This window comes from Pseudoduganella sp. jia 9 (assembly GCF_055502615.1).
Window position 1 is genome coordinate 227939 of sequence record NZ_JBUPWE010000001.1, and the last position, 24627, is coordinate 252565.

Consider the following 24627-nt stretch of genomic DNA (forward strand, 5'->3'; position numbering starts at 1 on the left):
CGAGAGCCCGGGCCAGGTGCCTGTCCCCGATGCTTTTGAGGAATCGCGCATGACCATCCTGCCCGACGGCGGCCTGCAACTGGCTGAACTCGAAGAACAATCCCTGCTGCCCGGAACCAAGGGCCTGCCGATCACCGAGCCGTTGCGGCAGCATATGATCGGAATGCAGCGCTGGAACGTTCTCGCGGCCGATACCAGCTTTCCGGTCGCCGTACTGAAGACGTCCAGCCTGCTGCACAACCTCGACTGGATGCGCGCTTTTTGCGCGCGCTACGGCGTGGTGCTGGCGCCGCACGGCAAAACGACGATGAGCCCGCAATTGTTCGGCGCCCAGCTGGCCAATGGCGCGTGGGGCATGACGCTGGCGACGATGCCGCAGGTGCTGGCCGCGGCGCGCTGCGGCGTGCGCCGCGTGCTGCTCGCCAACGAGCTGGTGGCCCCGGCCGATATCCGTGCGCTGCTGGCGCTGCTGCGCGGGGACCCCTCCTTTGAATTGTTCGTGCTGGCCGATTCGGCCGAGGGCGTGCGGCGGCTGTCCACGGCCGCGGTCGACGCCGGCATCGGACGCCCGCTGCCGCTGTTATTGGAATTGGGCATCGCCGGCAAGCGCACCGGCTGCCGCACCCTCGACGATGCGCTGGAGCTGGCACGCATGATCGCGGCAGCGCCCGGATTGCAACTGGCCGGTATCGAGGGCTACGAAGGATTGCTGGTCAGCGACGATCGGGCCGCCGATCTGGAGCGCGTCAACAGCTTCCTTGACCGGATGACGGACCTGGCGCGGCAGCTCGACGGGGAAGGGCTGTTCGGCGCGCCGCACATCCTGCTGACCGCTGGCGGCTCATCGTATTTCGACCTGGTGGCCCGTGCGTTCGGTGCGGTCCAGGGCTTGTCGCGCCCGGTGTTGCCGGTATTGCGCAGCGGTTGCTACCTGACCAGCGATCACGGCCACTACCTGGAGCTGACGTCCGAACTGGACGTCCGCGAGGGCCTGGCCGAAGGCCTGCGGCCGGCGCTCGAGGTATGGAGCGTGGTGCTGTCGCGGCCGGAACCTGGACTGGCGATACTGTCGATGGGCAAGCGCGATGCATCGTACGACCTGGGCTTGCCCCATGCGCTGCTGGCGTACCGGCCGGGCGATGGCCCGGTCGCCCTGCCGGACGGTGCGCGGATCGACAGGATGAACGACCAGCATGCGTATTTGCGCCTGCCGGAGGATGCCGGCCTGCGCGTGGGCGACCTCGTCGGCTGCGGCATCTCGCATCCGTGCACGACGTTCGACAAGTGGTCCGTGCTGTTGCTCGTCGACGACGATTACAATGTGCAGCGAGCCATCAACACGCTTTTCTGAAAGATTCCACATGCCCGATCCATCCCCGTACCTGTTCCCGCCCGTTCAACCTCTGCGCACCGGCATGCTGCAGGTCGACGCGCTGCACACGATCTATTGGGAAGAGGTGGGCAATCCGCAGGGCATTCCCGTGATTTTCCTGCATGGCGGGCCGGGCGCCGGCTTGTCCGCGCAGCATCGGCGCTTCTTCGATCCACGCCATTACCGCGTGATCCTGTTCGACCAGCGCGGCGCCGGCCAGTCGACGCCGCTGGGCGAAACGCGCGACAACACCACGCAACTGCTGGTGTCGGACATGGAGCAGTTGCGCGAGCTGATGGGTATCGACCAGTGGCTGGTGTTCGGCGGCTCGTGGGGCTCGACGCTGGCGCTGGCCTATGGCCAGGCTCACCCGGAACGCTGCCTCGGATTCGTGCTGCGCGGGATCTTCCTGTGCACGGCGCGGGAAATCGGCTGGTTCATCGACGGTGCCCAGTGGTTCCATCCGGAGATCCACGAGGAGTTCGCGATGGCGATCCCGGCCGAAGAACGCAGCGACCTGCTGCAGGCCTACTACCGGCGCATCATGGATGCCGACCCGGACGTCTACTGGCCGGCGGTACGGGGGTGGAGCCGGTTCGAAGGACGCCGCGTCTTCCTGATGCCGCAACCGGAAGAGCCTTCGTGCGATGCGCTGGATCTGGGGCTGGGCCGGCTGGAAGCGCACTACATGGCGAACCTCGGCTTCTTCGAAGACGACCAGTTGCTGAAGAACGTGGAGCGCATCGCGCACTTGCCTGCCGTGATCGTGCAGGGGCGCTACGACGTGATCTGCCCGCCGGTCACCGCCTGGCGGCTGCACAGGCACTGGCCGGGCTCGGTCGTGAAAATGGTGCCGGATGCCGGCCACGGGGCGATGGAGGCGGGCATCAGCCGCGAGCTGGTGGCGGCCACCGAAGCGTTCCGCCGCTTCGGACGATTTTGACCTGACAGCCTTCGCCGCCGCGCGGCGGCCCTGCTACACTTGCGCCTGGAGCGGGCGCGTGTTCCCGCAGAGAAAACATAATAATATGGCAATGAACATTCAGCTGGGCGATATCGGACACATCATTCAATTGGCGATCGCACCGGTATTCCTGCTGAACGGCGTGTGCACCGCCCTGATGGTGCTGATCAACCGCCTGGCGCGCATCATCGACCGCTCGCGTGTGCTCGAGGACCGCCTCGACATCGCCTACAACGACAACTACCTGACCGAGCTGGACGTGCTGTACCGCCGCTCGCACTACATCAACATGGCGATCACCCTGTCCACCTTGTGCGGCCTGTTCGTCGGCATCGTGATCGCCCTGCTGTTCGTGGGCGATACCACCGACGTCACGCTCGACAAGTATATTGCCGGCCTGTTCGCGCTGTCGGTGGGCTGCCTGATCGCCAGCTTCGGCGCGCTGCTGCGCGAGATCTTCATTGCATCGTCGGCGATGCGCGCGATGCGCCATGTGCGCCGCGCGCCCAAGGCCGACGAGCCAGTCCCGAAATAATATTTAGGCACAAACCCATGCACGACTACCAACGCCCCCCGACCCTGCACCGCTATGGCCCTCGCAACGAACTGGACCAGGCACTCAGCCAGGGCCACTTCGTGCTGCGGCCCGATGCCGGGTTTCTCACGCTGTCGTTCTCGCAAGCCTGGAGCAGCGACCTGTTCGACCATTTCGGCGCCGATGCCTGTCTCGTCATTCATAACACCGAAGAATTCGGCGAACGCGTGCACCGTGCCGTGCAGCGCACGCTGCCGAACTGGGCCGGCATCGACGGCGCTGTCGAGTACGGCAGCCGCGCGCGGCTGGGTTCTGCATTCACGATGGCCGCCCAGGATGCCGCGGAGCAGGAGTGGAAATTCGCCTGGCGGCCGATGCACGCGCAAGCGAGCATGAACCCGGTGGTGATCCGCATCGGCAGCCTGGAGAATTTCGCCGAAGTGCGCACGCGCGACCAGTATCCTGCCTGAGCGACCCGCCAGGTTCAGCGCGGCGCCGGCTGCACGGCCGCGCCGGTACGGGCGATGTCCGTGGCCGCCGAGGGCAGCGCGCGCGGTGCGATGCCCTTGTCGAGCCGTGCCAGCACGGCACCCATCATGCGCTCGATGTCGCCGCGGATGATGTTGGTGCCGAGGATGCCCGGCACGTAGAAGTTGGGCATCATGCGGCCCGTGTAGAGTATCTTCGTGCCGCCCGTTTCCGGCACCGGCACCAGTTCCCAGCGCGATTCATAGTGCTTCATGTCGCCGGAAATGAGCGCGATGTCGATCGACGACATCGGTTGTTCGGTCGCGCGCACGATCAGGTGGATCGAGCGGGACATGAACAGGAAGCGGGCATTGCCGAACTGCTCGATGATGACTTCATTGCCATTGCGTGACAGCACGCGGCACGACACCAGGTCCGGCACGAATTCCTCCATCCGGTCGTAGCCGGTCAGGATGCGCCAGACGACCGGCAGCGGCGCCTGCACGGTGCCGCTGGCATCGATCTCGTACATGTGCAGCGCATCCTGGGTGATGCGCTTGACTGCGACCTGCAGCTTGGGCGCGTCGGTGCGTTGCCCCTGCGCGAACACCAGCGCGGGAGCACTCCACCCTAACAACAATAGCAGCAACAGTTGCCTCATGGTTCCAGCGTACGGTAACAGGCAGCGGAACACAAGCGCGCTGCAAGCGTACGGTTCGCTGGCGCACCGAGCGCACGCCACATATCAAGGTCCGGTTCGCAAGGCCCGGTTCGCGAGGTTCAGTTTGTGCTGGCCGGTGGTCAGTGCGCGGCCACCGCCGGCTGGCGGAAAGTGTCGAGCACGTAGTCGCTCATGTTGTCGGCCAGGACCTGCTCGCCGATGAAGATCTTGCCGGCCTGCTCCTGGCGCAGCAGGTCCGCCTCCTCTTCGCTGTGGGTGCGCACGACGGTGCGGATGTCCGGATTCAGCGCACGCGCCGTTTCGATCATCGCGCGCACGTGGAAGGTGTCCGGCGTGGCGATCACCAGCATCCTGGCGTGCGCGATGTGGGCCTGGATCAATACCGCCGGCTCGCCCGCATTGCCGGCCACGGCGGGGGTGCCGTTGCGCCGCAGTTCGTCGACCAGCTCGCGGTTCTGTTCCGCCACCACATAGTGAATGCCGTGTTCGTTCAGCGTGCGGGCGATGTGGCGGCCGACGCGGCCATAGCCCACCAGCACTACCTGGCCGGACAGCTTGGTGCGTGCCGTGGTCATCGGCAATTCCGCCAGCGGGTCGGCCGGCCGGTCGAATTTCGCCGCCAGCAGCTGGTTGCGGCCGAGCCAGCGCTCCAGCGGGCCGGTGACGGCGAAGACCAGCGGGTTCAGGGCGATCGAGATGATGGCGCCGGCCAGTAGCAGGCTCTGGCCTTCGTGCGGCATCAATTTCAGTGAAATGCCCAGCGCGGCAAGGATGAACGAGAATTCGCCGATCTGCGCCAGGCTGGCCGAGACCATCAGTGCCGTCTTGGCCGGGTAGCGCAACAGCACCACCAGCAGGAACGCAGCCAGCGATTTGCCGAAGATGATGATCGCCACCACCGCCAGCAACTGCAGCGGCTGTTCCATGATGATGGCCGGTTCGAACAGCATGCCGACCGAGACGAAGAACAGCACCGCGAATGCGTCGCGCAGCGGCAGCGATTCCTGCGCCGCACGGTGCGCCAGCGCCGATTCGCGCAGCACCATGCCGGCGAAGAAGGCGCCCAGCGCGAACGAGATGCCGAACAGCTTGGTGGCGGCGAACGCGATGCCGACCGCGGCGGCGATCACGCACAGCGTGAACAGTTCGCGCGAGCCGGTGCGCGCCACCTGCCACAGGATCCACGGGAACAGCTTGCGGCCCACCACCAGCATGAAGCCGACGAATACCGCCACCTTGCCGAGCGTGACGGCCAGCGTCACCCAGATACTGGCGTTCGGGTCGACGCCCGAAGTGTCGCCGCCCAGCGAGGGCGCCAATGCCGGCAGCAATACCAGCACGATGACGGTGACCAGGTCTTCGACAACCAGCCAGCCGACCGCGATACGGCCGTTGAAGGTGTCGAGGATGCCCCGTTCTTCCAGCGCGCGCAGCAGCACCACGGTACTGGCGACGGACAGCGCCAGCCCGAACACCAGGCCGCCGCCGATGGACCAGCCCCACCAGTGCGCCAGGCCCATGCCCATCGCGGTGGCGGCGGCGATCTGCAGCACGGCACCCGGCAGCGCCACCTTGCGCACTTCCCACAGGTCTTCCAGCGAGAAATGCAGGCCCACGCCGAACATCATCAGCATGACGCCGATTTCGGCCAGCTGGCCGGCCAGCGCCGCATCGGCCACGAAGCCGGGGGTGGTGGGGCCAAGCAGGATGCCGGCGGCAAGGTAGCCGACCAGGGCGGGCAGTTTCAGGCGGGCGGCGATGAAGCCGAAGACGAGGCCGAAGCCGAGGGCGGCGGCGATGGTGGTGATCAGGGGGACGTCATGGGGCATGCAGGCAGGGTTCCTTTCGGGTGGGTGGGACGGCGAACACCGGCCCTTGCCGAAAGTATAAACTGCCGGGGCTGCGCGGCCCCGCCGTTTTTTGGCGCGGCCGGCAGCGCGTTGTCTTCCTCAGACCTTGCGCACGACCACGCTGCCGATCGAGTAACCGGCACCGAACGAACAGATGACGCCATGGGCGCCGGCCGGCAGATCGTCCTGGTGCTTGTGGAAGGCGATGATGGAACCGGCGGACGACGTGTTCGCGTACGTGTCGAGCACCACCGGCGCTTCGTCCGTCGTGGCGTCGCGGCCCAGGATCAGGCGGGCGATCAGCTGGTTCATGTTCAGGTTGGCCTGGTGCAGCCAGTAGCGGCGGATATCCTCGACCTGCAGGCCGGCGCTGGCGATCGAGTTCTTGATCATCTCCGCGGCCATCGGGCACACGTCCTTGAATACCTTGCGGCCCTGCTGCTTGAAGAGCTTGTCCGGCTGGCCCACGCCCGCTTCGTCGAAGCGGTTCATGAAGCCGAAGTTGTTGCGGATATTGTTCGAGAACGAGGTCTTCAGCTTCATGTCGACGATCTCGAACTGGTGCGCGGAGACGGCGGCATCGCGCGCTTCGATCACCATCGCCGTGCAGGCATCGCCGAAGATGAAGTGGCTGTCGCGGTCGCGGTAGTCCAGGTGGCCGCTGGTGATTTCCGGGTTCAGCACGAGCACCGCACGGGCCTGCCCGGCCTGCACGGCGGTGGCCGCGGTCTGGATGCCGAACGTGGCGGACGAGCAGGCCACGTTCATGTCGAAGCCGAAGCCGTCGATGCCCAGGGCCTGCTGGACTTCGATCGCCATCGCCGGGTAGGCGCGCTGCATGTTCGAGCAGGCGACGATGACCATGTCGATGTCGGCCGGCGTGCGGTTGGCACGGGCCAGCGCTTCGGTGGCCGCCGCGACGCACATTTCCGCCTGCAGCGACAGTTCTTCGTTGCCGCGCTCGGGGATGCGCGGCGCCATCCGGTGCGGATCGAGGATGCCGGCCTTGTCCATTACATGGCGCGACTTGATGCCCGAAGCCTTCTCGATGAACGCGGCCGACGATGGTTCCAGCGCGGTCACCGTGCCCGCCGCGATGGCGCCGGAATGTTCCGCATTGAACAGTTCTACATAGGCATTGAAGGCTTCCACCAGTTCTTCGTTCGAGATCGCGTGCGCTGGCGTGAACAGCCCGGTACCGCTGATAACAGCTTGTTTCATAAGCAAACTTTCGAATTCGTTAAGCGGTGCGAGCGCCGCTGAGGCGCAGATTCTACCTGAAGAAATGCGCCGAAAATGGGCGTAAAAAAACGGCGCCCGAAGGCGCCGTCCAGTGTTCGCTGCCGCTGGCAATCACTTTGCCGCCGCCTGCACGATCGCCGATTCCGGCCTGGCTGTCTGTACCGGCAATCCCTTCAGGTGGTTCAGCGCCTGCGCCAGCTGGAAGTCGCCGGCGCTGCCGTATTCGAGGGGCTTGCGCTTTTTCTCCAGCGCGAGGATGCGCGCCTGTTCCTCCAGCTCGTCGCGGCGTTCCTTGGAAACTTCCGCCTCGCGGTCGTTTGCGAGGTGCCTGGACAAGTCGGCCTCGCGCATGCGCAGTGCGTTCAGGCCGTCGCCATCGGCGTATTCGTTGACCTGCAGGTCCGGCACGATACCCTTGGCCTGGATCGCGCGGCCGTGCGGCGTGTAATAGCGCGCCGTGGTCAGCTTTAATGCCGTGTCGGCGCTCAACTGGCGGATCGTTTGCACCGAGCCCTTGCCGAACGTTTGCGTGCCGATGATCCTGGCGCGCCCGTAGTCCTGCAGCGCACCGGCGACGATTTCGGAGGCTGATGCGGAACCGGTATTGACCAGCACCGCCAGCGGTACCCGCTTGACGGCATCAGGCAGGCGCGCCAGCGGATCGCTGTCGCTGCGCAGCGAATAGTATTCGGCACGCGCGTAGTAGATCTGCTTCGAGTCGGGCAACTGGCCGTTGGTGGACACCACGGGCGTGTCCTTCGGCAGGAATGCCGCGGCCACGCCGATCGCACCCTGCAGCACGCCGCCGGGATCGTTGCGCAGGTCGAGCACCATGCCCTTCAGGTTGGGATCCTGCCGGTACAGCTCGGTGATCTTGGCTGCCAGATCATCCACCGTGGGTTCCTGGAACTGCGCCACGCGCAGCCATGCGTACCCCGGTTCGACGATCTTGCCCTTGACGCTCTTTTGCTGGATTTCCTCGCGCACCAGGCTGAACGTGAGCGGTTGCGGCTCTTCCTCGCGCAGCACGGTCAGCGTGACCTTGCTGTGCGGCTCGCCGCGCATCTTCTTCACCGATTCGTCGAGCGACATGCCTTTCAGCGGCATCGAATCGAGGCGGGTGATCAGGTCGCCGGCCTTGATGCCGGCGCGGTAGGCGGGCGAATCCTCGATCGGTGCCACGATGCGGATATAGCCTTCGTCGCTCTGGGCGATCTCGATGCCCAGGCCCACGAAGCGCCCCTGCGACCCCTCGCGCAGCTCCGCATAGGCTTTCTTGTCGAGGTAGGCCGAATGCGGGTCGAGGGAGGCGACCATGCCGGAAATGGCCTCGGCCAGCAGTTTCCGGTCTTCGACCTGCTCGACATAATCGGATTTGATCAGGCCATACACATCGGCAAGCTGGCGCAATTCTTCCAGCGGCAAGGCAGGCTCCGCGGCGCGTTGGGCCATCGCGGAAAACTGCAGCGAAACGGCGATGCCGCCTATCACGCCGAGGCCCACCAGGCCGGCGCGACTGAGCGCACCCTTCAGTGCGCCTTTCCGTTTCCCGCCCGCGCCGCTGCCCATGCTGTTGCCTACGCTGTCGCTCATGTCGTTGCCCTTCAAAACGCGCAGCGCTCACTCGACCGCCGCCGGTCCAGTATAAACCCGATTTTCCACAAGAGAGTGGCGTGCACGTGGCACGGCGGGCGCTTTACCGCGATTTACCTCGTTCATGTTCCCTTGAACGAACCCGGCAACGTTGCCGTTTCTTGACGAGTTGTACGTCCGCGTTAATGAGAGTTACGAAATGTAAGAATGCCGGAAAGCCAAGAAATCGCGTCCTACACTGGGTCCGTATTTCTCTCTACCCTGAAGTGGTTTTGGCCTGCGCCCCCAAGCGCAGGCTTTTTTTTGCACGGAGCATTCATGAACATGTTGAAAAAGAGTGCGGCCGCACTGGCCGCCGCGTTGCTGATGGCTGGCTCCGCCAGCGCGTTGCCGATGATGGAGATGCGCGCGCAGGACTTGCTGATGATGGCCCCCGCGCTGAAGGACTCGCTGAAGCTGAACGCCAACCAGCAGACCTTGTGGCAGCAGACCGAGAGCAGGACGCGCGCGCTGCTGCGCGAGCGCCAGTCGCGCGCTGAAAGGATGCAGGCCGCGGCGCTGCAGACCCTGGAGAACCCGGGTGTCGAACTGCGCGACATGGCCGGCGCCCTCGACAGGGAAGGCGCCACCGCCCTTGCCGAGGAAAAGCAGTTGCGCGAGTGGTGGCTGACGGTGAACGATGCACTCGATGAAAGCCAGCGTCGCGCGGTAGCCGTATTCCTCGCCGAGCAATTGCAGCGCAAGCCGGAAGGGCCGGGCGGCGGCAATGGTGGCGCGCCGCGCGGTGAAGGCGGCGAGCACCGCGGCGGTCCAGGCGGCGGGCCGGGCGGCGGCATGGGCGGCGGCATGGGCAATATGGGCGGCGGTATCAGCATCGGCCGCTGATCCGTGCTTGAAGCCCGGCCGCGACCTCGTGTACGCTAATGGATGGGCGCGCCGATCCATGCGGTGCGCGCCTCACCCACAGTCTCCATCCGGGAACGGCCCCCACGAAGGACCGTTCCCCCCACAGAAAGCGGCCACGTGAAACGACATCTCCTCTCCACCCTCATTCTTGCATTGTGCGCCACAGGCGCGATGGCAGCCGACACTGCCGCGCCGGCGTCCGGCATCGATACGCAGTACATCGACCACGGCGTGCGCCCGCAGGACGATTTCTTCGAGCACCTCAACGGCGGCTGGCTGAAGACCGCCGAGATCCCGGCCGACAAGGCGAGCTGGGGCTCGTTCATGAAGCTGCGCGACGATACGCTGCCGCAACTGCGCAGCATCATCGAACAGCTGGCGCAGCAGAAACGACTGCAAGGCGACGAACAGAAGATTGCCGACCTTTACGCCAGCTACATGGATGAGAAAAAGCTCGATGCGCTGGGCACCCGGCCGCTGAAAGCCGACATGGCGCGTCTCGCCGCCGTGAAGGACAAGGCGGAGCTGCCCGCGCTGGTGGCGCATCTGAACCGCCTGGGCGTGGTCACGCCCTATGCGGTGCGCGTATCGCAGGATGCGCGTGAATCGTCGCGTTATGCCGCCTATGTGGCGCAGAGCGGCCTGGGTTTGCCGGACCGCGATTACTACCTGAAGAAGGACGACGCCAAGCTGGCCGACGCGCTGGCGAAATACGAGCTGCACATCGCGAAGGTGCTGGCGCTGGCCGGCCAGAAGGATACCGCCGCGCAGGCGAAGCGCATCGTGGCGCTGGAAACCGCGCTGGCGCAGGCACAGTGGACCAAGGTGGAGAACCGCGATCCCGTGAAGCGCTACAACAAGGTCGCGATCGACCAGCTGGCCGCGCTGGCGCCGGGCTACGACTGGCAGGCTGCGCTCGCCGCCGCCGGCATCGCCGGGAAGACCGATTACGTCATCGTGATGCAGCCCAGCTACCTGCAGGGCCTGGTGAAGACGCTGGCCGATACCGACCTGCCCACCTTGAAGGCCTACTTCACGTGGCAGCTGCTGCGCGATGCGTCGCCTTACCTGTCCAAGCCGTTCGCCGATGCGCACTTTGCGTTCTACGGCACCGTGCTGACTGGCGTGACGGAACAGCCGCCGCGCTGGAAACGCGGCGTGGGCGTCGTCGAAGGCGCGATCGGCGAAGGCCTGGGCAAGCTATACGTGGCACAGCATTTCCCGCCGGAGCGCAAGGAGCGCATGGAAAAGCTGGTGCAGAACCTGCTGGTCGCGTACCGGCAGAGCATCGATACGCTGGACTGGATGAGCCCCGAAACAAAGAAGGAGGCACAGGCCAAGCTGGCCAAGTTCACGCCGAAGATCGGCTACCCGGACAAGTGGCGCGATTATGCGAAGTTCAAGACCATCAAGGGCGACCTGATGGGCAACGTGCGCCGCGCCGCGGAGTTCGACTATGACCGCAACATCGCCAAGCTCGGCACGCCGATCGACCGCACCGAGTGGGGCATGACGCCGCAAACGGTGAACGCCTATTATCGTTCGACCACCAACGAGATCGTGTTCCCTGCCGCGATCCTGCAGCCGCCGTTCTTCGACGCGAAAGCGGACGACGCCGTGAACTACGGCGCGATCGGTGCCGTGATCGGCCACGAGATCAGCCATGGCTTCGACGACTCCGGCAGCCAGTCGGACGGCGACGGCAACCTGCGCAACTGGTGGACCGAGCAGGACCGCGCCAACTTCAAGGCCAAGGCCGACCGGCTGGTGGCGCAGTATGACGGCTACAGTCCGCTGCCCGGCTACAACGTGAACGGCAAGCTGACCCTGGGCGAGAACATCGCCGACAACTCGGGCCTGGCGATCGCGTACAAGGCATACAAGCTGTCGCTGGGCGGGCAGCCTGCACCGGTGCTCGACGGCCTGACGGGCGAGCAGCGCTTCTACATGGGCTTTGGCCAGGTATGGCGCGCCAAGATGCGCGAAGCGCAGCAGATCGTGCAGGTCAAGACCGACCCGCATGCGCCGGGCCGTTTCCGCGCCAACGGTACCGTGGTCAACCAGCCCGGCTTCTACGAAGCGTTCGGCGTGAAGGAAGGCGACAAGCTGTACCTGAAGCCGGAAGAGCGCGTGATCATCTGGTAAAGCGCATCCGGTAAAGCGCATCCGGTGACGGATACCGGCCGGAACCGCACTGGCAAAAAGGCCACAGCCCGTGGTCTTTTCGTCATTCACGGCGGGCCGGTATGGTATTGTCGACCGACCGGTAACCGACCGGTAAACCCATAGTCCTACACAAGAGGGAAATACCTTGAAACGACACCTGTTAAGTGCATTGACGCTCGGCCTGCTGGCCGGCGTGTGCGGCTTCGCAAACGCGGCCGACAAGGCCCCCGCCGGCAAGGCGGCATCGGGCATCGCAGTCGAATATATCGACCCATCCGTGCGCGCCCAGGACGATTTCTTCGTTCACACCAACGGCAAATGGCTGGCCACCACCGAGATCCCGGCCGATAAATCCAGCTGGGGCGCCTTCCACAAGCTGCATGAGGATACCCAGCCGCAGCTGCGCAAGATCATCGAGGACGCGGCCGCGAGCGCGAAGGATGCGGACCAGCAGCGCATCGGCGATTTCTATGCCAGCTTCATGGATGAAGCGCGCGTCGAACAGCTGGGAGTTGCGCCGATCAAGGACAAGCTGGCGAAGATCGCCGCCATCGGCGACAAGAAGGCGCTGCCGCAACTGTTTGCGGAATTCAACCGCTACGGCGTGACGGCGCCCATCAACCTCACCATCCACCAGGACAACAAGGATTCGACCAAGTACGTGGTCGACTTCTTCCAGGATGGCCTGGGCCTGCCCGACCGCGATTATTACCTGAAAAAGGATGACGCCAAGCTGGCCGAGGCGCTGGCCAAGTACGAGACCCACGTGGCGAAGATGCTGACGCTGGCCGGCGATGCGAACGCCGCCGCCAATGCGAAAGCCATCGTGGCGTTCGAGACCGAGATCGCCAAGATCCAGTGGAGCAAGGTCGAACTGCGCGACCCGGTCAAGGCCTACAACAAGTACGACATCGCCAAGGTCGGCGAACTGATGCCTGCCTTCGACTGGAACGCCTACCTGGCCGCCACCGGCGTGCAGGGCAAGGCGACCTACGTGATCGTCAGCCAGCCGACCTACTTCCAGGCGCTGGACAAGGTGCTGGCCGACACGCCGCTGGAATCGCTGAAGGCCTATGCGCAATGGCAGGTGATCCATGACGCTGCACCGTACCTGTCGAAGGCGTTCGTCGACGAGAACTTCGCGTTCTATGGCACCACGCTTTCCGGCGCGACCGAAAACCGGCCGCGCTGGAAGCGCGCCGTCAGCTCCACCGAGGGCGCACTGGGCGAGGCGATCGGCAAGGTCTACGTGCAGCAGCATTTCCCGGCCGAGTACAAGGCGCGCATGGAAGTGCTGGTGAAAAACCTGCTGACCGCGTTCAGGCAAAGCATCAACACGCTGGACTGGATGACGCCTGCCACGAAGAAGGAAGCGCAGACCAAGCTGGCCAAGTTCACCACCAAGATCGGCTACCCGAACAAATGGCGCGATTACTCGGCGCTGACCGTGAAGCGCGACGACCTGCTGGGCAACGTGCAGCGCGCCAGCGAGTTCAACTACAACAAGGAAATGAACAAGCTGGGCAAGCCGATCGACCGCGACGAGTGGCTGATGACGCCGCAGACGGTGAACGCTTACTACAACCCGGAAATGAACGAGATCGTGTTCCCGGCGTCGATCCTGCAGCCACCGTTCTTCGATCCGAAAGCCGATGACGCGGTGAACTACGGCGCGATCGGCGGCGTGATCGGCCACGAGATCAGCCATGGCTTCGACGACCAGGGCGCGCAGTATGACGGCGACGGCAACCTGCGTGACTGGTGGAGCCCGGCCGACCACAAGAACTTCAAGGCCAAGACGAGCCAGCTGGTGGCGCAATACGGTGCCTACAGCCCGCTGCCCGGTTACCAGGTCAATGGCGAGCTGACGCTGGGCGAGAATATCGGCGACAACTCCGGCCTGGCCGTGGCCCACAAGGCCTACAAGTTGTCGTTGAAGGGCAAGAAGGCGCCGGTGATCGACGGCTTGACGGGCGACCAGCGCTTCTACATGGGTTGGGCGCAGGTGTGGCGCATGAAGATGCGTGAACCGGCGCAGATCGTGCAGATCAAGACCGACCCGCATGCCCCCGGGCAGTTCCGCGCCAACGGCACGATGCGCAACCAGCCGGGCTTCTACGAGGCCTTCAAGGTGAACTCTGGCGACAAGATGTACCTGCCGCCGAAGGAACGTGTAATCATCTGGTAAGTCGCCGGCAGCCAGGCAGCGCGGTCCCCCGGCTGGCCCGCTGCCTTCAGTGCCCCGTGTGAGCGGGGCACATCGTTCCCACTGCCAGCTTCACGGTTGTGCCGCCGCAGCCGTGCCAAGTCTTGCTCCGGCTGCTATGTCGCGCTGGACGCACGCTCGGCCTGTCGCCGTGCCGCTCACGCAATTGCCTTCAGGCGGTTGACGATACCTTCCGCTTCCCGCACCGAGAAGAAGTACGGATACAGCGATCGCTGTGGCTGGCTCGACGGCTTGTCGGCGGTGCCGCCGAACTGCCTGATCTGTTCCGCCATGTCGATCAGCTCGACGCCCAGCAGGTAGGCGGGCGCCTGCACACGCGGGTTTTCCCGTACTGTACCTACCCGCTTGAACCCCAGCATGCTTTCGTAGAAGCGGCGGTGACGCGGGTTCACTTCGATCAGCGCGTGAGTGCAGCCATGAATGTGGTGGGCGTAAAGGTATAGCGTGTGAAACAGTGCCGCCAGTGCATGTTTCGAACGCACGGTGTGATCGAACGCGAGCTTGGTTATTTCACAGAGCTGGGCGCCACGCTCTCGCAGAGCATCGGCGTGGTCCTTGAAAATCTCGTCTGCCAGCAGGCCGGTCGGCGAGTCGATGCCCAGGGTCACGGTACCGATCGTATTGCCGTTTTTTTCCGACGCAGCCAGCGTAATCCTGTTGGGATTGGATTCGACCTTGTGGGTGGAACCATAGCCGCGCCAGGCATACATCTTGTTGATCAGCAGGCTGGCGGAATTGCGGCCTTCGTCGGTATCGGCGAGACGAATGCCGAAGGTCTTTGTATCGATAAGGACGTTTTGCAGAGTGCCGGACGGTTCGGCCTCCGATACGGGCAAATCGTTCTTCAACCCGAGAGTATTGTCCAGATTGTCTCCCGGCCCGGAGGCATTTGCCCTTTCATCCAAGGTTGCCATGACTTCCCTCCGTTGATAGTCGATGATGCGTTTCCCTGTCGTCACGACAGGCTTCGGCATGAAGCTGTCGAGACGCCCGGGCCTTCCTGACAAAGACGACGGCCGGTCTATCAGGTGCGCCGCGCGTGCCTGTACGTGCCGGTTGCAGCAGCGGGCATGCCTCACGCCGGCACACATGCCTGCGCCGGCTTCCCACGGTGCGCGCCACGCTCGACATCGCGTCGTACCTGACTAACTGCGTTGCGTTATCTCATGCATAGTTGCATGGACCGCATGGCAGCGATGATATACCGAAGCCGGCCTCAGGAATCGCGTAAATTGATGAATACAGGCTTGGAACAGGACTGGGGCGAGACGAGGGATCGCCGAGTAGCGTGACTCGGCTGTTCACCGTTCGCGGGTTTTGCGCTCGGCACCGTACGCTCCGTGTTCCCATTGCCGTGCGAGATTTGCCTCAGGTTCCCTGCAGGATGACTGATCAGCCTTTTGGCGGTTGCGCGGCTTCGACGGGCGCATTTGCGGCGGGGGCTGTTGCTTCTGTGGTGGCCGGCGCTTCCGGTTCCTTGAACTTGGCGCCGGACTGGTTGGCCATGAACACGACGGCACGCGCGACTTCCACATCGTCCAGGTCCGGATTGCCGCCCTTGGCAGGCATGGCGCGCAAGCCTTCGATCGCATGCTTGAGGACCGTATCGTAACCTTGGGCAATGCGTGCCGCCCAGGCACCGCTATCGCCCGTTTTCGGTGCGCCGGCAATACCCGCGCCATGGCAGGCCTGGCAGGTCGACGTGTATACCGCCTCGGCGGTCTGCAGCACCTTCGGCGCATTCACATCCTTGAACGTGAACCCTTCGTCGGCAACGGGTTTCAGGCGGGTGGCGATCGCCTCGGCGGACATGGCATCGGAACCGGCGCCGGTCAGTTTTTGCTGGGTGACGAACTGGACCAGCAGGATGATGCCGAAGATGGTGATGAGGAAGAATGCGATGACCGCTGCTGCAAGTTGCTTGGGAGTCCGGATGACGGATTGGTGCTCGTGGTGTGCGTCGCTCATGATTTCCTTAGTACAAGTGGCTGGTTGGCCAGCGCGTGAATGTTGTGAACATCGGGGTACTTGGGTATGGCAGACTTCTCGCCGAGAAACCGGCTGATTATAGTCCCAAAATTATGGAGCGGGAAACAACTCGGCCGTGCGGGAAACGGCTGGCCACGGCGGCCGGTCGGGACGATTCACGATCCCGGCAAGCAAAATACTTGTGCTTTCGGATAGACGCGCGGCAGGAAAGCCGGTATCCTTCGGTTCTCCGTGCGGCTGTAGCTCAGTGGATAGAGTATTGGCCTCCGAAGCCAAGGGTCGCTGGTTCGATCCCAGCCAGCCGCACCATCAAAATCAATGCGTTACAAGGCAGTCCGGTATCGGACAGACGTCCGCTTCTGTTCGTGGCACTCTTCCTGTCACCGTCCCTGTCACCGTTCTGCCGCAATTTCTCCCCCCGTTTCGTTCGTCGCCTGTTTCGGCTTTGCTGTCGACTAGCCATGCCGCATGCTGCCATTCCGACTCTTTCGCTGGCCTCGCTCCAAGTCGGGGGCACGGCGGATCACTATGCCTGGGTGACCTTCAATTCGTTACTTTTGGTAACTAATTCATGCCTCGCGCGACGGGCTGAAAGTGTTTTCCCGACGCGCAAGGATACAAAGCTGCCGACCAGGAAAGCCTGTTGAAACCCGCGAAATCTGGCCGAAATGCCTGCTCCGGCATGGTTCTGGCCAACCCTTCAACTACCGTTTGCTAACTGGAAAATTGCCGTATAATCAACTGCACGAATTTCTTCTACTTAGTCATAAGGGTAAGAAATGGTTAGCCAGGTGCCGCTTTTTTCGTCATCCATTGCAAACAGGGGCGTCGATCTGACTGGCGCTTTGCAACGTGTAATCGAGCGCAACTGGTATGTGCTCGGTACGGAAGTGGCGGCTTTCGAAGCCGAATTTGCCGCTTACCAAGGTGCCAGATCGTGCATTTCGCTTGCCAATGGCACTGACGCGCTGGAAATTGCATTGCGTACGCTGGAGATCGGTCCGGGCAAGCGCGTTGCCCTGGTGGCCAACGCGGGGTTTTATGGCAGCACCGCAGTACACGCCGTTGGCGCCCATCCCTGTTATGTGGACGTCGATGCCGCCACGCTGACCATGGCGCCTGCCGCGCTGCAGACGGTGCTGGCCACCGGTATCGATGCCGTCATCGTCACCCACCTGTATGGCCAGCTGGCTGACATCGAGCAGATTGCTGCCATGGCCGCTGCCGCCAACGTTCCCTTGATCGAAGACTGCGCCCAGGCGCATGGCGCCACCCGCCATGGTGTTCGCGCCGGCGGTTTCGGCGTCATTGCCTGCTTCAGTTTTTATCCGACCAAGAACCTCGGCGCCATCGGCGACGGCGGCGCCATCACGACCAGCAGCGCCGAGTTCGATGCCCGGGCACGGCGCCTGCGCCAGTATGGCTGGAGCAGGAAATACCATGTGACCGAGGCGGGAGGGCGCAACAGCCGGCTCGACGAGCTGCAGGCGGCCGTGTTGCGGGAAAAACTGCCGATGCTCGACGCCTGGAATGCGCAGCGCCGCGCCATCGCAGCCCGTTATTGCGCTGCCTTTTCCGGCTTGCCAGTCCAGTTGCCGGCTTCGATCGGCGAAGACTTCGTCGCCCACCTGTATGTGATGCGGGTGCCGGAACGTGCCGCGTTCGTTGCGGGCATGACTGCCGCCGGCATTGCCACGGATATTCATTATCCGGTGCCCGATCATCTCCAGGCCGCCTATGCGCTGGCCAGTAACGCGCCGCTGCCGGTGACCGAAGCGGCCAGCGGCGCGGTCGTTACATTGCCATGCTTCCCCGGACTCGATGACGAAAGTGTCGAGCGCGTGATTGCCGCGGTGCGCGGCCACTTCGGCACCGGCGACTAGAGATGCTCAGCCTGATTGTTCCTGTCTACGGGAATGAAGGTTCGTTGCCGGACCTGCTGGCTGCCGTCACCGAGCTGAACTGCAGCCTGGGGGGCGAGTTTGAAACGGTGTTTGTCGTCGATGCCAGTCCCGACAATTGCTATATGTTGTTGCGCAAGCAACTGCCGCAACAGGCCTTCCGTTCGCAGCTGGTACTCCTGTCGCGCAATTTCGGCTCCTTTGCGGCGATTCGTATGGGTCTGCAGTTTGCCAGGGGGCAGCGCTTCGCCGTCATGGCCGCCGACCTGCAGGAACCGCCCGAACTGGTGTTGCAGATGAACGACATCTTGCGGCGTGACGAAGCCGATGTCGTCGTTGGCGTACGTGAAGGGCGCAGCGATCCGCTGGCCTCGCGGCTGATGTCCGGCGCATTCTGGTGGCTGTACCGCAAATATGTGATGCCGGATATTCCGCCAGGCGGAGTCGACATGTTTGGCTGCAACCGCGATTTTCGCGATACCTTGCTGACGCTCGAGGAGCGGCATTCATCGCTGATCGGACAACTGTTCTGGATCGGTTACCGCCGCAGCGTCGTCTCCTATACGCGGCTGGAGCGCCAGCACGGCAAATCCGGCTGGACCTTCAGGAAAAAATGGAAGTACCTGATGGACAGCGCGTTCTCGTTTACCGACCTTCCCATCAAGCTGCTGATACGCGTCGGTGCCGCCGGCACCGCGTTGGCCGCCGTGCTTGCGGTGGTGGTCGTGGTGGCCCGTCTCAATGGTCTGATCGCCGTCCCCGGTTATGCCATGACCATTCTGACGATCGCCCTGCTGGGTTCGCTCAACCTGTTCGGTCTCGGTGTCGTTGGCGTGTATGCCTGGCGCACCTATGAAAACACCAAGCAGAGGCCCAACGCCATTCACCGTCAATCCCACGTCTACGAGGGCGCCCATGCACATCAACGTTAACTATTTCGTTCACGAACGCGCCATGTGCGAGTCGACTTTTATCGGCAAGGGCACGCGTGTATGGGCCTTCGCCCACGTCTTGCCGGAGGCGCGGATCGGCGAGGACTGCAATGTCTGCGATAACGTGTTCATCGAGAATGACGTGCGTATCGGTGATCGCGTGACGATCAAATGTGGTGTGCAGCTGTGGGATGGCGTGACCCTCGAAGACGATGTGTTCGTTGGGCCGAACGCCACGTTCACCAATGATATTTTCCCAAGAAGTAAGAAATTTCCGGAAAAGTATGCCCGCACCGTCATCCGCCGCGGCGCCTCGGTCGGCGCGAATGCGACCATTCTGCCGGGGATCACTATCGAGCAGGGCGCGATGATTGGCGCCGGCGCCGTGGTTACCCGGTCGGTGCCACCCAATGCCATCGTGGTCGGCAACCCGGCCAAGATCGTCGGCTATGTCGATGCCAAGCCAGTGGCCGCCACCGATACGGCGCCAGGCAGTGCAAGAGCACCGGGCTTGAATACCAGCGCCACCGATGTGCGCGGCGTCACCCTGCACAAGATGAAAGAAGCGGCCGATATCCGCGGCAGCCTGTCGGTGGGCGAATTCGACCGCGACATTCCGTTCGTGCCCGCGCGCTATTTCCTGGTGTATGGCGTGCCCACGGCGGAAACGCGAGGCGAGCATGCGCATCACGAGTGCCATCAGTTTTTGGTGGCCATCAAGGGATCGGTGCATGTGGTGGCGTTCGATGGCAGGAAGCGCGAGGAATTCGTGCTCGATTCCGCCACCACGGGCCTGTACCTGCCGCCGATGACCTGGGGCATCCAGTACAAATATTCAAGCGATGCCGTGTTGCTGGTCTTTGCGTCGCACCGTTACGACAATGCCGACTATATCCGCAGCTATGACGAGTATGTCGACCTGATATCGCACAGGTATGCCTGAGGGTGGCGGCCTGCGCTTCCTGCTTGCCGGGGGGCTGAATACCGCGGTGACCTACCTGCTGTATCTGGGGCTGCTGCGCGTGACCAGCTACCAGGTCAGCTATGCAATCGCCTTTACCTGCGGTATCGCCATCAGCTACGTGCTGGGCCGTGCATTCGTCTTCAAGGCGCATCGGGGTTTCCGCTCGGTCCTGCTGCTGCCGCTGGTGTACCTGGTGCAGTATCTCGTGGGGGCCGCCGTGGTATGGGCCTGGGTCACCTTGCTGCACCAGCACCCGATGCTGGCGCCGGCCGTTGCCATCCTGGCGACGTTGCCGCTGACCTACCTCCTGTCGAAAGTTGCCTTTGTTGGAAGAATCCGATGAGTTCGATGACCGTCTGGTTGCAACGCCAGCGCTTCAGTTGGCGGGAACTGCTGCTTCTGATGATGATCGGCGCCCTGGCGAATAGTTATTTCCTGGCGAATTACTCTCCGTCCATCGATGATGAACTGGCGGCGGTGCGTTCCAGCAGCGAGATCTGGATTGCCCAGGGCCGCTTCACCACCTACCTGGTCGAGACTCTGCTTTTCCCGCAGTCGTCGATTCCGTTCAGTCCTTACCTGTTCCTGGCGATCATGCTGGCGCTGGCGCAGATGCTGCTGGTGCGTGCCCATGGCCTGGCGCCGGGCTGGCCTGTTTACGCGGCCTGCTGCCTGTTCGTCACCTATCCGACATGGTGGCTGATCGAGGAATTCTCGGCCAATGTGCCGGCCACCGGCATCGGCTTCCTGCTGGTGGCCGCCGCGCTGTCGCTGTATGCGGAAGCGACAGCGAACGCACAGCTGCGCCGTTTTTCACGCCGCAAGGCCGGCCGGCTGCTGGCCATCGGGCTATTGCTGGCGCTGTGTGCCGGTGCCTACCAGACCTTGTTGCTGCTGTTTGCCTGCGGGACGATCGGCGTGGCCTTGCGCCGGTCGATCGAAGGAACCGGCCCGTTCCCATGGCGACAGACAGCGGCGCAGCTTTTTTACGGCGGCGTCTGCCTGATTGCCGGGGCGGTGCTGTATTTCGTGTTGAACAAGCTTGCGCTGGGTGTCTCCGGCACCGAGCCGGAATACGTCGCAGGCTTCATCAATCTCGACAACTGGAAGGCGCCTTATTGGCTGGTCGGCTCGACCGCCTTGCAGGCGTGGGCGATCTATTCCGGCTCTGCCGCGCTGTTTGGTGCGGCAATGCCGGCCGCCGCGGTGGCGCTTGCCTGTGCGGCGATCGCGGTCGCCCGTGCGCGGCCTGGCGTGGCGCTGCCGAATCTGTTGCTGTTCGCTGGTCTGCTGGGCACGCCTTTCCTGCTGTGCTTGCTAACTGGCCCGACGGGCTTGCCGTTGCGCGCAATGGTCGCCTTGCCTTATGTGATGTGGCTGTGCGCGCTGCTGGCGTTTACTTGCCAGCGTGGTGTCGCCTGGATTGCCGGTCTCGTGGTATTCGCCCTGTTTCAGCTGCAAATCGTCAACCTGACTTCGCAATACATCGCCACCGCGACCCTGGTACAGCAACAGGACCGCTTCATGGGCTTCGAGATTGGCCGCCGCCTGCTGGTGCTGCGCGGCGCGGATGCGGCCGGCGCACCGATCTGGCTCGATGCCTATGGTTATGGTCCGGAGGAACGCGTGTCCCTGTTTGCCGCCGCCCAGACCAGCGTGACCCGCGGCTCCTTCTTTGGCTGGGATAAAGGCAACCTCAAGCGTATTACGGCGTACCTGCGTGTGCTTGGCTTCGACGCTGTCCGTCCGGCGCCGCCAGCCGTGCGCAGCGCGCTCGCCAGCCAGTTCGCGCAGATGCCGGTATGGCCGCACGAGGGTTCGCTGCGCCGCAGCGGGAATTATTACCTGCTCAAGTTGGGAAAAATACCGGATGCGGCGCACGTCGAACCATCCAGAAAATAAAAGCATCCTTCCCGCTCGGCGGGCGTCCAGCATTCGCCTTGTGACCGTCAGTCGCGCCAGCCGACTCGCGCTGTGCCTGTCTGGGTTTCAACGATCCAGCATTCCGGAAGTCTCGAGGCGCTGACGATTCCATAGGTCAAACTCATGGAATTTTGCGATAAATCAAGTACTACGTTGAGTCCGAATAAGTCGCAGTGCGGGGAATACGCCAATGGGGCTGTCGAAAAACTTTACAGTGAATTTGCGAAAGCGCAAGCCATTCATATAACTGGTTGATTTTGCTAAAACATTTATTCTGGCACGATCCATGCTTAATAGCACTGAGGCAAGACCAACCGATTATTTCCTGGAGAAATCATGAAACTCAAATCACTGCTCGCCGCAGTCGTTCTTTCGGCTTTCGGCGCTGCCGCGCCGGCATTTGCAGGCGTCGCCGCCATGGCGGACCTGTCCGTTTCGCAACTGCTGGTCGTTGGCGCCAACGGCCAGCCGAGCCCGCTGGCTGGCGAAATCACCATCACCCGTGATGCGCGCACTGGTACCGCGAACTCGAACTACAACGGCGCAGTGGGCGCAGGTGCTGGTCAGGGCAGTATCACCGACATCGAGACCGATGGCTCTACCGCGGCAGTGGACGTCGCCTACCGTTGCGCTGGCCCGTCGTGCGCCCCTGCAACGATCAACGGTATCTATGGTGGCAGTGCCGAGAACAACACCTCAGCGAACTTCACGCAAAACGTGGGTAATTTCGCTCTGGGCGACATGGATATTTCCGGTAACGCGCTGGCCGGCGGTGCAAGCGGCCTGACGCGTGCTGACTCTTCCGCTGATTCCGCCAACGCAGTCGGCGGCGCCAATGCCACGATCCAGAACGGTGTGTCGGTTACCACCGACTTCGTCGTGGCTGAAACGGCCCAACTGGGCTTCGCGCTGACCTATGACTCCTTCGTGCGCGTGTTCATCGACCCGCTGCTGCCGGCAAACGCCGACTCCGTTGCCACCGCCGGTATCACCTTCAGCCTGACACTGACCAATACCACCACCGGTGAACTGGTACTGCAATGGTCGCCTGCACAGCTGAACCGTGGCCTGCTGGCTGGCGCCGCATCGGAAACCGATACGTTTGACAGCTCCGGCACGGTGCTCTCCGAAGTGGCAACCCTGTTCGCGGACAACACCTACAGCCTCGTCATCACGCAAGCGTCGAACTCGTCGATCCAGCTGAACGCCGTTCCGGAACCGGAATCGCTGTTGCTCGTCGGTCTGGGCCTGCTGGCCATGGGTGTGGCCGCACGCCGCAAACGTCTGCAATAATACCGGGGGCATTTCCGCTCCAGCAAGCCCGGGCATGCCCGGGCTTTTTCCATTGGAACTTCCATGCCGAGACTCACCGCCGATACTTCGAATGTCACCGGACTGGCCCGGGCGGGCGGGCGCGTGCTGCGGCCGCGCACTTCTGCACAGGTGCAGCGCATTGTCCGGCTCGCCAATCGCGCGGGCTGGACGATCAACCCGGTCTCGACCGGACTCAACTTCGGCTACGGGGGCGCGTCGCCCGTTCGTCCCACCGATATCCAGCTTGATCTCGCCAGGATGACGTCGATCCGCAATGCGGCCGAGATTTCGCGCGGCCACCCGGTCGCGGTGATCGAGCCGGGCGTTACCCAGCAGGCGCTGTACGAGTGGCTGCAGCGGCATCATCCGGACCTGTCCTTCAACGTGACGGGCTCCGCCCGCGAAACCAGCATCATCGGCAATGCGCTGGACCGCGGCGTGGGTTACTTCGGCCCGCGCAAGGAAGACTTGTTCGGACTGGAAGTCGTCACCGGCACGGGTGAACTGATCAAGACCGGCTTTCGTCGCCTCGGCGAATCCTCGCCCCTGGCTCACAGTCATCCGTATGGTCTGGGTCCGATCCTGGATGGCCTGTTTTTCCAGGGTAATTGCGGCATCGTAACAAGCGCCTGTTTTCGCCTCGTGCCCAGGCGTCCCAAGGCCGTGGCCGTATCGCTCGGGCTGCGCGATGGGGCGCAGCTCGGCGCATTCATCGACCGGCTCGCCGAGCTGAAGCGGGAAGGCGTGATGGAATCGGTCACGCACATCGGCAACCGCCAACGCAGCCATGCTTCACTGATGTATGGCATCACCACTTATCTCGAGGAGCAATGCGGCCGCACGCCGGCAGCGGCTGCCGCGGAAGCGAAGGAGGCGCTGGCGCTGATCGCAAAGGGCGATTGGACGAGCCTCGGCGCGATCACCGGCTCGGCAGCCCAGGTGCGTGTGAACCTGGCCGAAGTGCGGCGCCGGGTCGGCGATATCGCGACAGTGCGCGTGCTGACCGAGGAAAAGCTGGGGCTGGGCTACCGGGTGATGCATGCGTTGCGTTTCCTGCGCAGCGCGCGGGCGAACGCCGCGGCCATCGCCGCGATCCGCCCCCTGCATGTGCTGGCGCTCGGCCAGCCGACCGATGCAGCAATCGACAACTTGCTGTGGCGGTTCGGCCGCAGCGATCTGCCCGCCACGCAGCTCGACAGGACAAACTGCGGCCTGATCTTCATCAATCCGGCGCTGCCGATGGATGGCGCACTGGTCGCGACGATCGTTCGCGAACTCGAGGAGGTCGCCCGGCCGTTCGAGCTATTCATGACGATCAATATCGAGACGGCCACGTCGCTGGTGGCCGTCATCAACCTGTTGTTCGACCGTGCCGATGCCACACAGGCCGCTGCTGCCCGCGCCACGGCCGATGCCTTGCATGCACACCTGCGCACACGCAAGCTCGAGGTTTACCGCGCGCGTGCCGACATGATGGAAAGCGTCGTCGATCCAGATGACCCGTACTGGCAAACGGTTGGCGCAGTCAAGCGCGCGCTGGACCCGAACGGCGTGATCGCGCCCGGCCGCTACAGTCCCTGAACCTGCGCCCAGGGATGG

Annotated in this window: 20 protein-coding genes and 1 tRNA gene; 15 read left to right on the forward strand and 6 right to left on the reverse strand. The window is 63.5% G+C overall.

From position 1 onward, the window contains the following. The first annotated feature begins 49 nt into the window (after positions 1 to 49). From ACY34H_RS01055 to ACY34H_RS01070, 4 genes are all read left to right on the forward strand, one after another. Positions 50 to 1351: an amino acid deaminase gene (locus ACY34H_RS01055; RefSeq protein ID WP_464975624.1), complete on the forward strand. Its 1302-nt coding sequence runs from the start codon at positions 50 to 52 to the stop codon at positions 1349 to 1351. Between the two features lie 10 nt (positions 1352 to 1361). Further along, complete coding sequence (gene pip / locus ACY34H_RS01060; protein ID WP_464975625.1) at positions 1362 to 2315, forward strand: prolyl aminopeptidase; 954 nt, start codon at positions 1362 to 1364, stop codon at positions 2313 to 2315. 91 nt (positions 2316 to 2406) lie between these two features. Beyond that, positions 2407 to 2871, forward strand: coding sequence for a DUF2721 domain-containing protein (locus ACY34H_RS01065; RefSeq protein WP_464975626.1), 465 nt, complete (start codon positions 2407 to 2409; stop codon positions 2869 to 2871). A gap of 17 nt (positions 2872 to 2888) precedes the next feature. Continuing rightward, positions 2889 to 3341 (forward strand): hypothetical protein, encoded by a 453-nt coding sequence (locus ACY34H_RS01070; protein ID WP_464975627.1) that lies wholly within the window; start codon positions 2889 to 2891, stop codon positions 3339 to 3341. A gap of 14 nt (positions 3342 to 3355) precedes the next feature. Here ACY34H_RS01070 and ACY34H_RS01075 read toward each other — a convergent pair whose 3' ends face one another. The 4 genes from ACY34H_RS01075 to ACY34H_RS01090 all read right to left on the reverse strand — a co-directional run bounded on the left by ACY34H_RS01075 (position 3356) and on the right by ACY34H_RS01090 (position 8682). Then, a complete protein-coding gene (locus ACY34H_RS01075; protein ID WP_464975628.1) occupies positions 3356 to 4000 on the reverse strand; it encodes an SRPBCC family protein in 645 nt (214 codons plus the stop codon). A gap of 140 nt (positions 4001 to 4140) precedes the next feature. After that, positions 4141 to 5850 carry a cation:proton antiporter domain-containing protein gene (locus tag ACY34H_RS01080; RefSeq protein ID WP_464975629.1) on the reverse strand — a complete coding sequence of 570 codons (1710 nt, stop codon included), beginning with the start codon at positions 5848 to 5850 and terminating at the stop codon, positions 4141 to 4143. A 120-nt stretch (positions 5851 to 5970) separates the two neighbouring features. Further along, positions 5971 to 7092 carry a beta-ketoacyl-ACP synthase III gene (locus tag ACY34H_RS01085; RefSeq protein ID WP_464975630.1) on the reverse strand — a complete coding sequence of 374 codons (1122 nt, stop codon included), beginning with the start codon at positions 7090 to 7092 and terminating at the stop codon, positions 5971 to 5973. Between the two features lie 132 nt (positions 7093 to 7224). Next, positions 7225 to 8682 (reverse strand): S41 family peptidase, encoded by a 1458-nt coding sequence (locus ACY34H_RS01090; protein WP_464975778.1) that lies wholly within the window; start codon positions 8680 to 8682, stop codon positions 7225 to 7227. A 342-nt stretch (positions 8683 to 9024) separates the two neighbouring features. Here ACY34H_RS01090 and ACY34H_RS01095 point away from each other — a divergent pair, with 342 nt between their 5' ends. From ACY34H_RS01095 to ACY34H_RS01105, 3 genes are all read left to right on the forward strand, one after another. Then, complete coding sequence (locus ACY34H_RS01095; protein WP_464975631.1) at positions 9025 to 9591, forward strand: hypothetical protein; 567 nt, start codon at positions 9025 to 9027, stop codon at positions 9589 to 9591. A 138-nt stretch (positions 9592 to 9729) separates the two neighbouring features. Next, entirely contained in the window at positions 9730 to 11757 is a 2028-nt protein-coding gene (locus tag ACY34H_RS01100) for a M13 family metallopeptidase (protein WP_464975632.1), read from the forward strand. 166 nt (positions 11758 to 11923) lie between these two features. Further along, positions 11924 to 13966 carry a M13 family metallopeptidase gene (locus ACY34H_RS01105; protein ID WP_464975633.1) on the forward strand — a complete coding sequence of 681 codons (2043 nt, stop codon included), beginning with the start codon at positions 11924 to 11926 and terminating at the stop codon, positions 13964 to 13966. A gap of 176 nt (positions 13967 to 14142) precedes the next feature. On the opposite strand, the gene ACY34H_RS01110 is transcribed toward ACY34H_RS01105, so the two are convergent. Together ACY34H_RS01110 and ACY34H_RS01115 are read right to left on the reverse strand one after the other, a co-directional pair. After that, the gene (locus ACY34H_RS01110) at positions 14143 to 14979 is read right to left on the reverse strand and encodes an N-acyl amino acid synthase FeeM domain-containing protein (RefSeq protein ID WP_464975634.1); all 837 of its coding nucleotides are present in this window, start codon (positions 14977 to 14979) and stop codon (positions 14143 to 14145) included. Positions 14980 to 15397: 418 nt separating this feature from the next. After that, positions 15398 to 15973 (reverse strand): c-type cytochrome, encoded by a 576-nt coding sequence (locus tag ACY34H_RS01115; RefSeq protein ID WP_464975635.1) that lies wholly within the window; start codon positions 15971 to 15973, stop codon positions 15398 to 15400. Positions 15974 to 16227: 254 nt separating this feature from the next. On the opposite strand from ACY34H_RS01115, the gene ACY34H_RS01120 reads away from it, so the two are divergent. The 8 genes from ACY34H_RS01120 (at position 16228) to ACY34H_RS01155 (ending at position 24609) form a co-directional block, all read left to right on the forward strand. After that, positions 16228 to 16303, forward strand: a tRNA-Arg gene (locus tag ACY34H_RS01120). A 470-nt stretch (positions 16304 to 16773) separates the two neighbouring features. Next, positions 16774 to 17877: a DegT/DnrJ/EryC1/StrS family aminotransferase gene (locus ACY34H_RS01125; RefSeq protein ID WP_464975636.1), complete on the forward strand. Its 1104-nt coding sequence runs from the start codon at positions 16774 to 16776 to the stop codon at positions 17875 to 17877. Positions 17878 to 17879: 2 nt separating this feature from the next. Then, positions 17880 to 18827, forward strand: coding sequence for a glycosyltransferase family 2 protein (locus tag ACY34H_RS01130; RefSeq protein WP_464975637.1), 948 nt, complete (start codon positions 17880 to 17882; stop codon positions 18825 to 18827). After that, positions 18811 to 19770: a WxcM-like domain-containing protein gene (locus ACY34H_RS01135; RefSeq protein WP_464975638.1), complete on the forward strand. Its 960-nt coding sequence runs from the start codon at positions 18811 to 18813 to the stop codon at positions 19768 to 19770. Before ACY34H_RS01130 ends, ACY34H_RS01135 begins: the two co-directional genes overlap by 17 nt. Continuing rightward, positions 19763 to 20134 carry a GtrA family protein gene (locus ACY34H_RS01140; RefSeq protein ID WP_464975639.1) on the forward strand — a complete coding sequence of 124 codons (372 nt, stop codon included), beginning with the start codon at positions 19763 to 19765 and terminating at the stop codon, positions 20132 to 20134. Before ACY34H_RS01135 ends, ACY34H_RS01140 begins: the two co-directional genes overlap by 8 nt. Beyond that, a complete protein-coding gene (locus tag ACY34H_RS01145; protein ID WP_464975640.1) occupies positions 20131 to 21693 on the forward strand; it encodes a glucosyltransferase domain-containing protein in 1563 nt (520 codons plus the stop codon). The genes ACY34H_RS01140 and ACY34H_RS01145 overlap by 4 nt, the downstream gene beginning before the upstream one ends. A gap of 357 nt (positions 21694 to 22050) precedes the next feature. Further along, on the forward strand, positions 22051 to 23007 hold the full coding sequence (locus tag ACY34H_RS01150; protein ID WP_464975641.1) for an EDSAP-1 family PEP-CTERM protein: 957 nt from the start codon (positions 22051 to 22053) through the stop codon (positions 23005 to 23007). Between the two features lie 63 nt (positions 23008 to 23070). Then, positions 23071 to 24609, forward strand: coding sequence for an FAD-binding oxidoreductase (locus tag ACY34H_RS01155; protein ID WP_464975642.1), 1539 nt, complete (start codon positions 23071 to 23073; stop codon positions 24607 to 24609). Positions 24610 to 24627: the final 18 nt, after the last annotated feature.